The sequence below is a fragment of the Nocardioides nanhaiensis genome, from assembly GCF_039542785.1.
Classification (GTDB): domain Bacteria; phylum Actinomycetota; class Actinomycetes; order Propionibacteriales; family Nocardioidaceae; genus Nocardioides; species Nocardioides nanhaiensis.
Genome location: NZ_BAABIM010000002.1, coordinates 198838 through 212620, shown reverse-complemented (window position 1 = coordinate 212620; position 13783 = coordinate 198838). Strand labels below are relative to the sequence as shown.

The 13783-nt window shown below is 74.6% G+C and carries 14 protein-coding genes; 9 read left to right on the top strand and 5 right to left on the bottom strand.

Annotation, left to right across the window (positions count from 1 at the left end; genetic code table 11):
- Positions 1 to 41 precede the first annotated feature (41 nt).
- The gene (gene ilvC, locus ABD948_RS09180) at positions 42 to 1070 is read left to right on the top strand and encodes a ketol-acid reductoisomerase (protein WP_345264976.1); all 1029 of its coding nucleotides are present in this window, start codon (positions 42 to 44) and stop codon (positions 1068 to 1070) included.
- A gap of 118 nt (positions 1071 to 1188) precedes the next feature.
- Here ilvC and ABD948_RS09175 read toward each other — a convergent pair whose 3' ends face one another.
- Positions 1189 to 2037, bottom strand: a complete 849-nt coding sequence (locus ABD948_RS09175; protein ID WP_345264974.1) for an ABC transporter permease — start codon at positions 2035 to 2037, stop codon at positions 1189 to 1191.
- Positions 2034 to 2981, bottom strand: coding sequence for an ABC transporter ATP-binding protein (locus ABD948_RS09170; RefSeq protein WP_345264972.1), 948 nt, complete (start codon positions 2979 to 2981; stop codon positions 2034 to 2036). Before ABD948_RS09170 ends, ABD948_RS09175 begins: the two co-directional genes overlap by 4 nt.
- A 120-nt stretch (positions 2982 to 3101) precedes the next feature.
- On the opposite strand from ABD948_RS09170, the gene ABD948_RS09165 reads away from it, so the two are divergent.
- The 4 genes from ABD948_RS09165 (at position 3102) to efeB (ending at position 7302) form a co-directional block, all read left to right on the top strand.
- Positions 3102 to 3830: a DsbA family oxidoreductase gene (locus ABD948_RS09165; protein WP_345264970.1), complete on the top strand. Its 729-nt coding sequence runs from the start codon at positions 3102 to 3104 to the stop codon at positions 3828 to 3830.
- A 108-nt stretch (positions 3831 to 3938) separates the two neighbouring features.
- The gene (gene efeU / locus ABD948_RS09160) at positions 3939 to 4814 is read left to right on the top strand and encodes an iron uptake transporter permease EfeU (protein WP_345264968.1); all 876 of its coding nucleotides are present in this window, start codon (positions 3939 to 3941) and stop codon (positions 4812 to 4814) included.
- 35 nt (positions 4815 to 4849) lie between these two features.
- Positions 4850 to 6031, top strand: a complete 1182-nt coding sequence (efeO, locus tag ABD948_RS09155; RefSeq protein ID WP_345264966.1) for an iron uptake system protein EfeO — start codon at positions 4850 to 4852, stop codon at positions 6029 to 6031.
- A complete protein-coding gene (gene efeB / locus ABD948_RS09150; protein ID WP_345266768.1) occupies positions 6028 to 7302 on the top strand; it encodes an iron uptake transporter deferrochelatase/peroxidase subunit in 1275 nt (424 codons plus the stop codon). The genes efeO and efeB overlap by 4 nt, the downstream gene beginning before the upstream one ends.
- Positions 7303 to 7327: 25 nt before the next feature.
- Here efeB and ABD948_RS09145 read toward each other — a convergent pair whose 3' ends face one another.
- Together ABD948_RS09145 and ABD948_RS09140 are read right to left on the bottom strand one after the other, a co-directional pair.
- Positions 7328 to 8899: a hypothetical protein gene (locus tag ABD948_RS09145; protein WP_345264964.1), complete on the bottom strand. Its 1572-nt coding sequence runs from the start codon at positions 8897 to 8899 to the stop codon at positions 7328 to 7330.
- A 7-nt stretch (positions 8900 to 8906) separates the two neighbouring features.
- On the bottom strand, positions 8907 to 10058 hold the full coding sequence (locus ABD948_RS09140; protein WP_345264962.1) for a P-loop NTPase family protein: 1152 nt from the start codon (positions 10056 to 10058) through the stop codon (positions 8907 to 8909).
- Positions 10059 to 10185: 127 nt separating this feature from the next.
- Here ABD948_RS09140 and ABD948_RS09135 point away from each other — a divergent pair, with 127 nt between their 5' ends.
- Positions 10186 to 10308, top strand: a complete 123-nt coding sequence (locus ABD948_RS09135; protein ID WP_345264960.1) for a hypothetical protein — start codon at positions 10186 to 10188, stop codon at positions 10306 to 10308.
- Here the strand turns inward: ABD948_RS09135 and ABD948_RS09130 are convergent.
- A complete protein-coding gene (locus ABD948_RS09130; RefSeq protein WP_345264958.1) occupies positions 10283 to 11917 on the bottom strand; it encodes an ABC-F family ATP-binding cassette domain-containing protein in 1635 nt (544 codons plus the stop codon). The genes ABD948_RS09135 and ABD948_RS09130 overlap by 26 nt on opposite strands.
- A 219-nt stretch (positions 11918 to 12136) precedes the next feature.
- Here ABD948_RS09130 and ABD948_RS09125 point away from each other — a divergent pair, with 219 nt between their 5' ends.
- The 3 genes from ABD948_RS09125 to ABD948_RS09115 are packed head-to-tail and all read left to right on the top strand — an operon-like array spanning position 12137 to position 13694.
- Positions 12137 to 12559: a hypothetical protein gene (locus ABD948_RS09125; RefSeq protein WP_345264956.1), complete on the top strand. Its 423-nt coding sequence runs from the start codon at positions 12137 to 12139 to the stop codon at positions 12557 to 12559.
- Positions 12556 to 12903 (top strand): hypothetical protein, encoded by a 348-nt coding sequence (locus ABD948_RS09120; RefSeq protein WP_345264954.1) that lies wholly within the window; start codon positions 12556 to 12558, stop codon positions 12901 to 12903. Before ABD948_RS09125 ends, ABD948_RS09120 begins: the two co-directional genes overlap by 4 nt.
- Positions 12900 to 13694, top strand: a complete 795-nt coding sequence (locus ABD948_RS09115; RefSeq protein ID WP_345264952.1) for a WXG100 family type VII secretion target — start codon at positions 12900 to 12902, stop codon at positions 13692 to 13694. Before ABD948_RS09120 ends, ABD948_RS09115 begins: the two co-directional genes overlap by 4 nt.
- The last annotated feature ends 89 nt before the right edge of the window (positions 13695 to 13783 follow it).

Below are 13783 nucleotides of genomic sequence, written 5' to 3'. Positions count from 1 at the left end.
CAGTCCTCCACCGAGTCCCCAACCAGAAGGAGAAGCCACCCGTGGCTGAGATGTTCTACGACGACGACGCCGACCTGTCCCTGATCCAGGGCAAGAACGTGGCCGTCATCGGCTACGGCAGCCAGGGCCACGCCCACGCGCTCTCGCTGCGCGACTCCGGCGTCGACGTGCGCATCGGCCTGCAGCCGGGCTCCAAGAGCCGCGCCAAGGCCGAGGCCGAGGGGCTGCGCGTCGTGACGCCGGCCGAGGCGGCCGAGGAGGCCGACGTCATCGTCATCCTGGCGCCCGACCAGCACCAGCGGAAGCTGTACTCCGAGGAGATCGAGCCGCAGCTCGCCGAGGGCGACACCCTGGTCTTCGGCCACGGCTTCAACATCCGCTTCGGCTACATCACCCCGCCCGAGGGTGTCGACGTGTTCATGGTGGCCCCCAAGGGCCCCGGCCACCTCGTGCGCCGCGAGTACGTGGACGGGCGCGGCGTGCCCGTGCTCGTCGCGGTCGAGAAGGACGCCTCCGGCAACGCCTGGCCGCTCGCGCTCTCCTACGCCAAGGGCATCGGCGGCCTGCGCGCCGGCGGCATCAAGACCACCTTCACCGAGGAGACCGAGACCGACCTGTTCGGCGAGCAGGCCGTGCTCTGCGGCGGCGCCTCCCAGCTCGTGCAGTACGGCTTCGAGGTGCTCACCGAGGCCGGCTACCAGCCCGAGGTCGCCTACTTCGAGTGCCTGCACGAGCTCAAGCTGATCGTCGACCTCATGTACGAGGGCGGCATCGCCAAGCAGCGCTGGTCGGTCTCCGACACCGCCGAGTACGGCGACTACGTCTCCGGCCCGCGGGTGATCACCCCGCAGGTCAAGCAGAACATGGTCGAGGTGCTCGAGGACATCAAGAACGGTGCCTTCGCCAAGCGCTTCATCGACGACCAGGACGCCGGCAGCCCGGAGTTCACCAAGTTCCGCGAGGAGTCCGAGAAGCACCCGATCGAGACCACCGGCCGCGAGCTGCGCAAGCTGATGGCCTGGGTCAAGAGCCACGACTCCGACTACGTCGAGGGCAGCTCCGCCCGCTGACTCGGTCGCTGGCCCGACTGCTGGCCCGACTGCTGGTCCCCCGGCGCTGCACGCACGACGAGCCCCCACCCGGTACCGGGTGGGGGCTCGCTGCGTTCGTGGGTGCGGCCGCGTGCGGCTACTTGACCTCGGCGCGGCTGACCAGCCAGAGGCCCAGGGCCAGCGGGAGCACCAGCCACGGCAGGGACGAGACGGCCAGGTGCAGCCACTCCTGACCCTCGGGCAGCCGCTCGAACAGGATGCCCTGGTTGTACTGGAAGTCGGCCCACGGGCGGGCGTCGACCCACCAGTCCTGGAAGGCGGCGAGCATCTCCGAGACGGTCGTGAAGACGAACGAGTACACGAAGTAGCCCACGATGCCGGCCGCGGAGCTGCGGGTGAGCACACCGAGCATGAAGCCGATCGCCATGTTGATCAGGTTGGCCCCCACGATGGCGGTGAACTGGCCGACGGTGACGTCCCACACCGGGTCGAGCCCGGTGAGCAGCGAGCCGACCAGGGTGCCGAGGGCGCCGACGCCGAGGGCCACGAACATCGAGACGACGCCGATCAGCACCGAGCCCACGGCCTTGGCGGCGATCACCCGGCCGCGGTGCGGCACCATCGTGAAGGTGCCCAGCCCGCTGCGCTGACTCCACTCGCTGGTGATCGACAAGATGGTGATCATCGGCAGCAGCACGGTCATCGGGACGCCGATGGCGGTGGCGAAGGTGCCGAAGGTCAGCACCTCGTCGGGGGCGAACGCGATCACCGCCCCGGTGGCGACGACCGCCAGGATGCCGACGCTGGCCATCAACCAGAAGCCCGCCCGGGTGTCGAACATCTTGCGCAGCTCCACGAGCACCAGCCGCGAGAACGGAGGGCGGGTCAGCGGCTCGGTGCGGCGGGCCGCTGCGGCCGGGATGCGCGGCGTGGAGGCCGGGGAGGCCGGGGAGGCCGGGGAGGTGGTGGCGGTGGTGGTGCTCATGCTGCTGCTCCTTGCGGGCGGGTCGTGGCGGTCAGGGTGGGCGCACTCTCGCGCTGGGTGTCGGCGGTGAGTTGCAGGAACATGTCCTCCAGCCCGGCGCCGTCTGCGGGCGCCAGGCGCGCCAGCGGCACGTCGGCGGCGTGCGCGGCACGGCCGACGTCGGCGGGCTCGCCCTCCACGCGCAGGCCGGCGTCGGCGTCGCCCCCGACGACGGCCAGGCCGGCGTCGGAGAGCACGCGTCGCAGCCGGTCGAGGTCGGTGGGCGCGGCCGGCAGGACGACGGTGCCGGCGCCGGCCAGCAGCTCGGTCTTGGTGCCCTGGGCGACGATCCGGCCGTGGCCGATGACCACGATGTCGTCGGCCACCACCTCGATCTCGCCCAGCAGGTGGCTGGAGAGCAGCACGGTGCCGCCCTCGGCGGCGAACCCGCGCAGCAGGTCGCGCATCCAGCGGATGCCGGCGGGGTCGAGCCCGTTGGCCGGCTCGTCGAGGATGAGGACCTCGGGGTCGCCGAGCAGCGCGGCGGCGATGCCGAGCCGCTGGCGCATGCCGAGGGAGTAGCCGCGCACGCGGCGGTCGGCCTCGGTGGGGGTGAGCGAGACGAGCTCGAGCATCTGCGCGACCCGGCTCGTGGGCATCCCGATCGTCTGGGCGGCGATTGTGAGGATCTCCCGCCCGGTGCGACCGGCGTGCTGCGCGGAGGCGTCGAGCAGCACGCCCACCTGGCGGGCGGGGTTGGGCAGGTCGCGGAAGTCGGCGCCGCACACGGTGGCGGAGCCGGAGGTGGCCGGCGTGAGGCCCACCAGCACGCGCATCGTGGTGGACTTGCCGGCGCCGTTGGGGCCCAGGAAGCCGGTGACGCGGCCGGGCTCGGCGGTGAAGGTGACGTCGTCCACGGCGCGGAACCCGCCGTAGACCCGGGTGAGTGAGTCGATCGTGATCATGGGTCGAGCCTCCTGGCAGGAGGGCCCCACCGGCATCGGGGAGCGACCCTGGCCGCCCCCTGACCGCGACCCTGGGGGAGGGCCCCGGAATGCCGGCGGCCGGGTCGGGGTTGTGGCGGCATGTCTTCGCTGCAGGTCGAGATCTGGTCCGACGTCGTGTGCCCGTGGTGCTACGTGGGGAAGCGCCGGCTCGAGGCGGCACTGGCCGGCTTCGAGCACCGCGAGCAGGTGGAGGTGGTCTACCGCTCCTTCGAGCTCGACCCCTCGGCGCCGCCGCACGGCCACGAGCTGACGCTGCCCGCGATCGCCGCCAAGTACGGCCGCAGCGAGGCGGAGATGCGCGGCATGGTGGAGCAGCTGATGCAGACCGCGGCCGGCGAGGGGCTCGACCTGCGGCTCCTCGAGACGGTGCACACCAACACCGTCGACGCGCACCGGCTGCTGCACCTCGCGCTCGAGACCGGCGGCCCGGCGCTGCAGCGCGACCTCAAGGAGGGGCTGCTGCACGCCTACTTCGAGCAGGCGCGCAACGTCGGCGACCACGACGTGCTGGCCGAGGTGGCCGTCGGCGCCGGCCTCGACGCCGAGCGCGTGCGCGCCGTGCTGGCCTCCCAGGAGTACGCCGAGGCGGTGGCGGCCGACGTCGCGCAGGCCCGCGCCTACGGCGCCTCCGGGGTGCCGTTCTTCGTCGTCGACCAGAAGTACGGGGTCTCGGGCGCCCAGCCGGTGGAGGTGTTCGAGCAGGTGCTGCGCCAGGCGTGGGACGCCTCGCACCCCGGGCTGCAGATGGCCGGCGGAGCCGCGACCGGGGACGGGGCGGCCTGCGGGCCGGACGGCTGCGCGATCTGAGGGCACCGCGCGGCCCGGGGCCGGCGCGTCGCGCCGTCGCACGGGTGAGGTGCGCCACTTCGAGAAAGGTTAGCCACGCCTAAGCAGACCGGAGTACGGTGGCTGCTTGTGTTGGGCAACTACCTGATCGGTCTGCGCGAGGGCCTCGAGGCCGCGCTGGTCGTGAGCATCCTCGTCGCGTACCTGGTCAAGTCCGACCGCCGCTCGCAGCTGCCGTTCATCTGGCTGGGCGTGGGCGTCGCCGTCGCGCTCAGCGTCGGCGCCACCCTGGCGCTCGGCTTCCAGTCGCGGCAGCTGACCTTCCGCACCCAGGAGCTGCTGGGCGGGGTCCTCTCGATCGTCGCCGCGGCCTTCGTGACCTGGATGATCTTCTGGATGGCCACGGCCGCCCGCAGCATCGCCGGCGACCTGCGCGGGCGCATCGACGCCGCCGCGGGCCGCTGGTGGTCCCTGACCCTGGTGGCCTTCCTGGCCGTCGGGCGCGAAGGCATGGAGACCGCACTGATCCTGTGGTCCAACACCCGCACCGCCACCGGTCGCGACCTGCCGGTCGGCGCCCCCACCAGCACGACGCCGCTGGTGGGCGCGGTGCTGGGGATCGCCACGGCCGTCGTGCTCGGCTACCTGGTCTACCGGGGCGCCATCAAGCTCAACCTCACGGTCTTCTTCACCTGGACCGGGGTGTTCCTTGTCCTGGTGGCCGCCGGGGTGCTCTCCTACGGCGTGCACGACCTGCAGGAGGCGGGCGTGCTGCCGGGTCTGAACGCCCACCTCTTCGACGTCTCGCACCTGGTGCCGCCGGGCTCCTGGTACGGCACCGTCCTGAAGGGCATCTTCAACTTCTCGCCGCAGACCACCTACCTCGAGGCCGCCGCCTGGCTGGCCTACGTGGGCACGGTGCTGCCGGCCTTCGTCGTCGTGCTGCGTCGTCGGCGCGCCACCTCCACCACCGCCCCGAAGCCGCCGGTCGAGGCCGGCGCCTGAGCTGCTTACCGCTCCGTCCACCCCAGAGGAACCCCGTGAACCGCACCCTGACCGGCCTCGTCGCGCTCGCGATCGCCGCCACCACCGCTCTGACCGCCTGCGGCACCGAGAGCACCGCTCCCACCGGGGGCGGCGAGGCCGCCGGCGCCGGCGACCCACGCTCGCTGACCGTGGAGTCCTCCGACGACGCCTGCGAGGTCTCGGCGGCCGAGGCGCCCGCCGGCGTGCTGACCTTCGACGTCACCAACACCGGCTCGCAGGTGACCGAGTTCTACCTGCTCGACGACGACGGTCTCGGCATCGTCGCCGAGATCGAGAACGTCGGCCCCGGCGCCACCGCCAAGCTGACCGTCAACGCTGCCGCCGGCACGTACCGCACCGCCTGCAAGCCGGGCATGGTGGGCGACGGCATCCAGTCCGACTTCACCGTCGAGGAGTCCGACGAGCAGGTGCAGGTGGCCGACGCGGCGCTGGTCGAGCAGGCAGAGTCCGGGTACGCCGCCTACGTGGAGGACCAGTCCGCGCAGCTGCTGGCCAAGACCCGCGAGTTCACCGAGCTCTACAAGGCCGGCGACGACGACGCCGCGCGAGCGCTCTACCCCGAGGCGCGCACCCACTGGGAGCGCATCGAGACGGTGGCGGAGTCCTTCGGCGACCTCGACCCGCTCATGGACGCCCGCGAGGCCGACGTGCCCGCCGGCGAGGAGTGGACCGGCTGGCACCGCATCGAGAAGGACCTGTGGCCCGCCCGCGCCGTCGACTACACCCCGCTGACCACGGCCGAGCGCGCCCGCTACGCCGACGACCTGCTCGCCAACACCGAGGAGCTCGACTCCCGGGTGCAGGGGCTCAGCTACACCGTCGACTCCATCGCCAACGGCTCGCGCGGCCTGCTGGAGGAGGTGGCTACCGGCAAGGTGACCGGCGAGGAGGAGTACTGGTCGCGCACCGACCTGTGGGACTTCCAGGCCAACGTCGACGGCGCCCGCGTGGCCTACGAGGGCGTCGCGCCCGTCGTCGAGCAGAAGGACGCCGAGCTGGCCGCCCGGCTCAACGAGCGCTTCGCCGCGCTGCAGACCCTGCTCGACGAGCAGCGCCAGGGCGACGGCTTCGTGACCTACGACCAGCTCAGCACGGCCGAGGTCAAGCAGCTCTCCGACGCCGTCAACGCGCTCTCCGAGCCGCTGGGCAACCTCACCGCGGCGGTGCTCTCCTGAGCCGGGTCAGCCGCCGCGGGCTGCTCGGCGGGGGAGCGGCCGCCGCCGGCCTCAGCCTGGCCGCCGGCGGGTTCGCCGCCGGCCGCGCGGGCGAGGCTGCCCCGGCCACGGGGGAGCCGGGGCTCGACGCCGCCACCTACCCCTTCCGCGGGGCGCGCCAGGCCGGCATCGCGACGCCGGCGCAGGACCGGCTGCACTTCGTGGCGCTCGACGTCGTCACCGAGGACCGCGCCCAGCTGGTCGACCTGCTGCAGCGCTGGACCCTGGCCGCCGAGCAGATGACGCGCGGCGAGGAGGTGGGCACCTACGGCGCCGTCGACGGTCCGGTGAACCTGCCGCCGGAGGACACCGGCGAGGGCATCGGCCTGCCGGCGTCGGGACTCACGATCACGATCGGCTTCGGCCCCACCCTGTTCCGCACCGCCGACGGCGTCGACCGCTTCGGCATCGCCGACCGGCGCCCGGCCGCGCTCGAACGACTGCCGCACTTCACCGCCGACGCGCTGGTGCCCGGCCGCTCCGACGGCGACCTGTGCATCCAGGCCTGCGCCCACGACCCGCAGGTGGCGGTGCACGCGGTGCGCAACCTCGTGCGGATGGGCTTCGGCACCACCTCGGTGCGTTGGTCGCAGCTGGGCTTCGGCCGCACCTCGTCGACCTCCACCAGCCAGCAGACGCCACGCAACCTGTTCGGCTTCAAGGACGGCACCGCCAACGTCAAGGCCGAGGAGAGGGGTGCTCTGGACGAGCACGTCTGGGTGCAGCCCGGTGACGACACCGCCGGCGACTGGCTGGCCGGCGGCAGCTACCTGGTCGCGCGGCGCATCGGCATGACCATCGAGGTGTGGGACCGCCAGCCCCTGGGTGACCAGGAGGCCTTCGTGGGTCGCACCAAGGGCACGGGAGCACCGCTCTCGGGGGGTGACGAGTTCACCGAGCCGGACTTCCAGATGCCCGGCAGCAACAACACGACGATCATCGCCCCGGACGCGCACGTGCGACTGGTGCACCCCGCTCAGCACGGCGGTGCCCGGATGCTGCGCCGCGGCTACAACTTCGTCGACGGCTCGAACGACCTCGGCGGGCTGGACGCCGGCCTGTTCTTCCTCGCCTTCGTGCGCGACCCGCGCACCCACTTCATCCCGCAGCAGACCGCGATGGCCACCCAGGACGCCCTGATGGAGTACCTGCGCACCGACGGCTCGGCGCTCTTCGCGGTGCCGCCCGGCGTCGGCGATGGCGAGCACTGGGGCCAGTCGCTGTTCGCCTGAGCCCAGGCCGAGTCCAGGCCGGGTCTCAGTGCAGCGTGAGGGTCCGCGCGGTCGTGCAGACGCGCGCGGGGTGCTCGGAGGCCAGCACCACGACCCCGGGGTAGTGGTCCACCAGGGCGCGCAGGCGGGCGCGCCCGTCGTCGTCGAGGGCGGCGTCCACGTGGTCGAGCAGCAGCAGCGGGGGCTCGCCCAGGCTGGCGCGCGCGACCTGGAGCAGCGCCACCTGGGCCGGGGTGAGCGGCGCACCACCGCGCCGCAGCTCGGTGCGCTCCCCCCGGTCGAGGGTCGCCACGGCGTCGGCGAGCCCCACCCGGTCGACGGCGGCCCGGGCGGCCGCGCCCGGCAGGTCGGGGCGGCGGTAGCGGACGGCGCGCGCCACCGTGCCGCGCTCCAGCGGCACGCCGGGTGCCGCCAGCCCCACGAGTCGTCGGCGCTCGCGCGGCGCCACGCGGGCCAGGTCGTGCCCCTCGACGACGGCGTGCAGCCGCTCGGGGTGGGTGGCCAGCCGGCGCAGCGCGGCCGAGGCGCGGGAGGCGTCCGGGGAGTGCAGGTGGATCCGGTCCCCGGCGCGGGCCACCAGCACGCTGCCGGCGTCGTCGAGACCGCTGACGCGCACGAGGCCACGGCCCGCCGGCACCTGCCGTGCACCGGTGCGCCCGGTGCGCCCCGCGCGTTCCGGGCGACCTGCGGCGGCGGGGACGAGCCGGGGCGCGAGGATGCGCTCGGCGGCGCGGAAGTTCTGGCGGTACTCCACCAGGCGCCCCGTCTCGGAGAGCGCAGCACCCAGCACGCCGGCGATCGTGAGCGCCGAGGCGACGGCGCCCGCCCCGAGCCCCGTCGTGCGTGCGGCGGCCGCCACGAGCACGGCCACCGCGGCGGCGGTGGCCAGCGCGGTGCCCTGCAGCAGCCCGGCGGTGCGCGCGCGGGCGACGGCGGCCTCGACGACCTCGAGGCTGCCCTCCTCGAGCCGCCTCTGCTCGCGCTCGGTGCCGCCGGCGGCGGCGATGCCCTCGCGCGCGTGCAGCGTGTCGGTCATCCGGGCGGCCAGCCTGCCGCGCACGCGCCGGAGCCGTCGGGCCCGCGCGTAGGCGTGGGGAGCCGCCAGCGCCAGCACCGCCGCGAGCACCAGCAGCGGCAGGGCCGCTGCCAGGGCCAGCAGCGGGTGCAGGAGCGCGAGCCCGAGCAGCGCCCCCAGCCCGAGCGGCACGGCGGCCACCAGCGGGGCGATGCCCTGGGCCACCCAGGTGCGCACGGCGGTGAGGTCGTTGGTGGTGCGGGCGATCGTGATGCCGAAGGAGGGTCCGGACTCCTCGCCGAGCGCGCCGGCCACCAGACCGCTGCGCAACTCGTGCACGTAGAGCTGACCCAGTCGCTCGGCGAGCACCCGCTCGCAGCAGACCGCCACGGCGGTGCCGGCCACCGCTGCCGCGAGGGCACCGGCCAGCAGCGCGGTGCGACCAGGCTGGGCGGACACCAGCGCGCCCACGAGGAGCGCCGTACCCACGGCGAGGGCCGAGCGGGTGACGGCCGCCGTGACGAGGCGACGCATCACCGGGCGGCGGGCACCGCGCAGCAGGGGTGGGAGTCGGGTCTGCATCGAGCCCTCAGCCGCGGGGCACCAGCGCGGTGGCGACCGCGGGGCGGCACAGCTCGTAGGTGTCCGTGACCTCGACGTCGAGCGCGGCCCGTGCCTCGGCGGCGGCGAGCGGGCTCGCCGTCAGCACGCCCGAGACGCCGGCCACGGGCAGCCCGTGGCGGCGCAGCTCGGTGACGCCGGCGGCGGCACCCAGGGCGTCCTGGGCCGCGAAGACCACGTGGTCGATGCGCGACCCGAAGGCCGGGTCGGCCAGCAGCCGCGAGGTCTCGCCCTGGTAGACGCCGTCGGCGATCTCGACGACCACGACGTCGGGACCGTCCTCGGCCAGCGCGGCCACCAGCGAGCCGAAGACGTCCAGCACCTGCTCGGCGTCCAGGCGGAAGGTGCTGGGCAGGCCGAAGTCGGTGAAGTCCAGCACCCGGGTGGCGCCGGCGTCCCGGAACAGGTGGGCGTCGTTGCCGGCACCGGTGCCCGTCGCCTTGCCCGCCGAGACCACCAGGCCCGCGGCGGTGAGACCGTTGACCAGGCACGCGAGCGTCGTCGACTTGCCCGAGTTCATGGAGGTGCCGAGGACGGCCACCACCAGGGGGCCGTCGGCGCGTGGGCCCGGCGCGCTCCGCGCCCAGGTCTGCGGAGTCACGGCGAGGGGGGCGTGCCGCTCGAGCCGAACGACACCGGCCTCGTCGGCGAGCAGCCCGAGGGGCTCGATGGCGGTGGGCTCGTCGATCGAGGCGTGCATGGCCGTGACGGTGCCGGCCAGGCCGCCCGCCGCCACCAGGTGGCACCGGCCCAGGTCGGCCGGCACCTCGGCGAGGAACTGGTCGGGGGCGTAGCGGTGGCCGTAGGCCAGCAGCACCTCGTCGCCGGGGAACAGCAGCTGGCGCCGCGAGCCCGGACCCTCCAGACGGGTGTGCTTGCCGATCTCGGTCACCCGCGCCACCACCAGGTCCCCCTCGCGGGGTGTCACCTCGGTGCCGGCCAGCAGGTGGTGGCCCGACGGGGAGGCCTCGAGCGAGGCGGCGGTGTACCGGGTCGTGTACGACTTCTTGACCCGGCGCAGCCGCTGAGGGTCGATCGGGGTCCGGGTCGTGGCCGCACGATCGCGAGCCGGGGCGTTGGAGTGGCCGAGGTCGGTGTCGGCGTCACGGAAGATCGTCATGGCCCGAACGCTCCCGGGTGCCGGTGAGCGGGTCGTGAGGCGTCGATGAGCGCGTTCTCATGACTCGCGGTGTGGCAGCGGGCGTCTCCTGGCCGATCCCGGCACCCCTGCCGGTGAGGGGGGAGCAGTGCTCTCCTTCGGCTCCACCGCCTCCGTCGTCGGCACGCCTCGCGAGGTGATCCTCTCGGAGCCGGCCTTCGAGGCCTGCTACCCCGCCGACGACGTCACCCGGGCACTGCTGGGGGGTTGAGGGCTCCCAGGTCCAGCTCACGCTCGACGCCCACGTCCTCCAGGAAGGCCGGGTCGTGGGAGACCACCAGGACCGCGCCACGGAAGTCGGCGAGCGCCGAGACCAGTGCGTCGTAGGAGGCGAAGTCGAGGTTGTTGGTGGGCTCGTCCAGCACGAGCAGCTGAGGGGCCGGGTCGGCGAGCAGCACGGCCGCCAGGCTGGCGCGCAGCAGCTCGCCGCCCGAGAGGTCGCCCACGCGGCGGTCCCCGGCCGCGCCGCGGAATCCGAAGCGGGCCAACCGGGTGCGCACCAGCGTGCGGTCGGCGTCGGGCTGCCGGGCCTGCACCTGCTCGGCCACGCCGCCCTCCGCCGCCAGCACGCCCAGGTGCTGGGGCAGGAAGCCGTGCGGCACCAGGACCCGTGCCGCACCCGACGCGGGGGCCAGGCCGTCGACGAGCGTGCGCAGCAGCGTGGTCTTCCCGCAGCCGTTGGGACCGGTGACCGCCACGCGCTCCGGTCCACGCAGCGCGAGGTCCACCGCCAGACCGGTGCGGAGCACGAGACCCTCGGTCCGCAGCACCTCGCGCCCGCGCGGCACCGCCGTGCCCGGCAGGTCGAGGCGCACCTCGGCGTCCTCGCGCAGCCGGCGCTCGGCGGCGTCGAGCCGCTCCCGCGCAGCCTGCTCACGCTCCTCGTGCAGGTGCCGGTAGCGCGCCCCGGACACCTGCGCGGACCGCTTGCGCAGCTTCATCACCGCTCGCGGTTCCTTGGCCGAGGCATACGCCTTGTCCGCCACCCGGCGGCGCTGGGCGAGCACCCGGTCGACGTCGACGCGGTCCTGCTGCTCACGGCGCAGCTCGGCGCGGGCGGTGCTCACGGCTCGGGTGGCGGCGGCCTGCTCGGCGTCGACCTGCTCCGCGAAGGCGGAGTAGCCGCCGCCGTACCAGTGCACCGCGCCGTCGCGCAGGTCGCCGATCCGGTCGACGCGCTCGAGCAGCTCCCGGTCGTGGCTGACGACGAGCAGCGTGCGGCTCCACTCCTCCACCACGCGGTGCAACCGGCCGCGCGCCGCGGCGTCGAGGTTGTTGGTGGGCTCGTCGAGCAGCAGGACGTCGGGCCGTCGTAGCAGCAGGCGCGCCAGACCCAGCTGCACCAGCTCGCCGCCGGAGAGCTCGCCGGTGCGCCGGGTCAGCACGTCGTCGGGCAGGCCGAGTCGTGCCAGCTCGGCACGGGCGCGCTCCTCGACGTCCCAGTCGTCGCCGATCAGGTCGAAGTGCCGCTGCTCCACCGAGCCCGCCTCGACCGCGCGGATCGCGGCCTGGACCCCTGCGATGCCGAGGAAGTCGGTCACGGCGAGCGCCGGGTCGGGGGCGAGGTCCTGCGGCAGCAGGCCGACCTCACCGACGACGTGGACGGCGCCGGCCGCGGGGGTGAGCTGGCCGGCCAGCAGGCGCAGCAGCGTGGACTTGCCGCTCCCGTTGCCGCCGACGAGACCGGAGCGGCCACGCCCCACGGTGAGGTCGAGGCCGTCGAGGACGGGGTCGCCGTCCGGCCAGGAGAAGCGCAGGCCGGTGCAGGAGAGGACGGGCGCGGACTCGGCGCGCGCGGGGGTCGACGAGGACGAGGGCATGGAGGCTCCAGGGAGGTGGCTGCTGGTGGGGCGGCGGACCTCAGAGCTTCAACGGATGCCTCGCGACGTCGGGGACGGGACGACCACCACGGTAGGCAACCGCGGTGCCGGGTGCCACCGGTTTTCCACCGTCCCGAGGGCCTGTGGATGAGCGCGCGCACGATCTCGTCGTCCGGGTGAGCATGGTCGCCACCACCTGATCTAGGGAGAGGAACCGACATGGACCACCTGCACCTGCACCCTGACGACACCCGGCACGACACCCGGCACGAGGAGCACCTGCAGCGGCTGCACGAGGGCGTCGAGCACGCACGGCACCGCGCCTCCGCGGCCGAGCAGTACCGCGCCCGGCTGGAGCGGCTGCGCGTCACCGGGCACCACGAGGGCGTCACCGTCGTGCTGGGCCACACCGGCGCCCTGGTCGACGTGCGGCTCGAGGAGCCGTTGCGCCGGGCGTTGCTGGCCGCCAACGCGGTGGCGCGCGGGCGCCTGGTCGACCAGGTCACCGAGCTGACGGCGGAGGCGTTCGGCGTCGCCTCGGCCACCACCGGCGCCGTCGTCGAGGCCTACGAGCGCGCCCTGCAGGGAGCCGCGCCCGTGGCGGCGGTCGGGCAGGACCGGCCCGTCGCGGTGCTGCGGTGAGCGCCGAGCTGGCGGTGGTGCAGCACGAGCTGCTGCGTCACGCGGTCGCCCTGGAGGGCCTGGCCGGCCACGCGCGGGAGTGGCTGGAGCCTGCGGCGGCCAGCGCCGTCGAGGGGCGCGCCTTCGGGCTCATGTGCGCCTTCCTGGGCGAGTGGCTCGCCTCGTCCCAGGAGGCCGGCGTGGCGGCGGTCCGGCACGCCGCGGGCGGTGTCGAGCTGGCCGCGGAGCAGCTGCGGGCGGTGGGTCGCCTGGTGGAGTCGACGGACACCGACGTCGCGGCCTCCCTCGCCCAGCTGCACGCTCAGCTGGACCCACCGTCCGGTCGTCGTCGGGAGCGCGCGTGAGCGGGCCGGCCGACCAGCTCGCCGACGCAGCCTCGGGCGCCGGCGCGATCGAGACGCTCACCGGCACCGGCAGGGCGATGGTCGACGGCGACTGGGCCGAGGCCGGGTTGCTGGGTGCCACCGCCGGGCTGGAGGCGCTGGCCGCCGGGCGGGAGCCGGCCGGCGAGCTCGCGGCCGCCGGCATCGGCTGGGTGCTCGACCACGTGCAGCCCCTTGCCGGCTGGTTCGACGAGCTGGCCGGCGACCCCGCTGCGGTGCAGTCGCAGGCCGCGACCTGGCGCAGCGCCGCCCGGGCGGTGCGCGACACGGGGGAGCGACTGCAGGAGGAGGTGGCCGCTGCCTCCTCGCCGTGGGAGGGCACCTGGCTGGCGGCCTACCGCGGCGCGACCGAGCGCCGGTGCGCGCGGTTGGCGGCGTGTGCGCAGGGGCTCGACGGCGTCGCCGAGGCCACCGAGCAGGCGGGTGTCGCGGTGGCCGGCGTCCGAGAGACCGTGCGCCGCGCGATCAGCGAGGTCGTGGCCTACCTGGTCTCGCGCGCGGCCATCCTGTTGTCCGGCGTGGGCACGGGGCCGGTCCTGGCCGAGGCGGGCGTCAAGGTCGCCCGGTGGGCCTCACTGCTGCGTGGCCTCGTGGAGGGGCTGCTGCGCTCGGTGCGCCGGCTCACGGTGATGCTCGACGAGGTGGCCGGGGCCTTCCGACAGCTCGCCCGGGAGGTGGCCGACGACCCCGCCGCCTGGGCGGCAGCCGGTGCCACCGGTGCGGGCAAGCAGCAGATGGCACGTGACGACTGAGCCTGCCTCGCGGCGCTGCGCGGGGGTAGGGTGACGGGTCGCACAGCGTCGTGCCCCGCTCTCCTCCCGTGTCTCCCCACCACGGGCGA

Coding starts and splice junctions, on each gene's coding strand:
- ABD948_RS09165 (WP_345264970.1), top strand. CDS start 3,102: ATGTCTTCGCTGCAGGTCGAGATCTGGTCCGACGTCGTGTGCCCGTGG.
- ABD948_RS09140 (WP_345264962.1), bottom strand. CDS start 10,058: ATGACGATCTTCCGTGACGCCGACACCGACCTCGGCCACTCCAACGCC.
- ABD948_RS09145 (WP_345264964.1), bottom strand. CDS start 8,899: ATGCAGACCCGACTCCCACCCCTGCTGCGCGGTGCCCGCCGCCCGGTG.
- ABD948_RS09175 (WP_345264974.1), bottom strand. CDS start 2,037: ATGAGCACCACCACCGCCACCACCTCCCCGGCCTCCCCGGCCTCCCCG.
- ABD948_RS09125 (WP_345264956.1), top strand. CDS start 12,137: ATGGACCACCTGCACCTGCACCCTGACGACACCCGGCACGACACCCGG.
- ABD948_RS09130 (WP_345264958.1), bottom strand. CDS start 11,917: ATGCCCTCGTCCTCGTCGACCCCCGCGCGCGCCGAGTCCGCGCCCGTC.
- ABD948_RS09170 (WP_345264972.1), bottom strand. CDS start 2,981: ATGATCACGATCGACTCACTCACCCGGGTCTACGGCGGGTTCCGCGCC.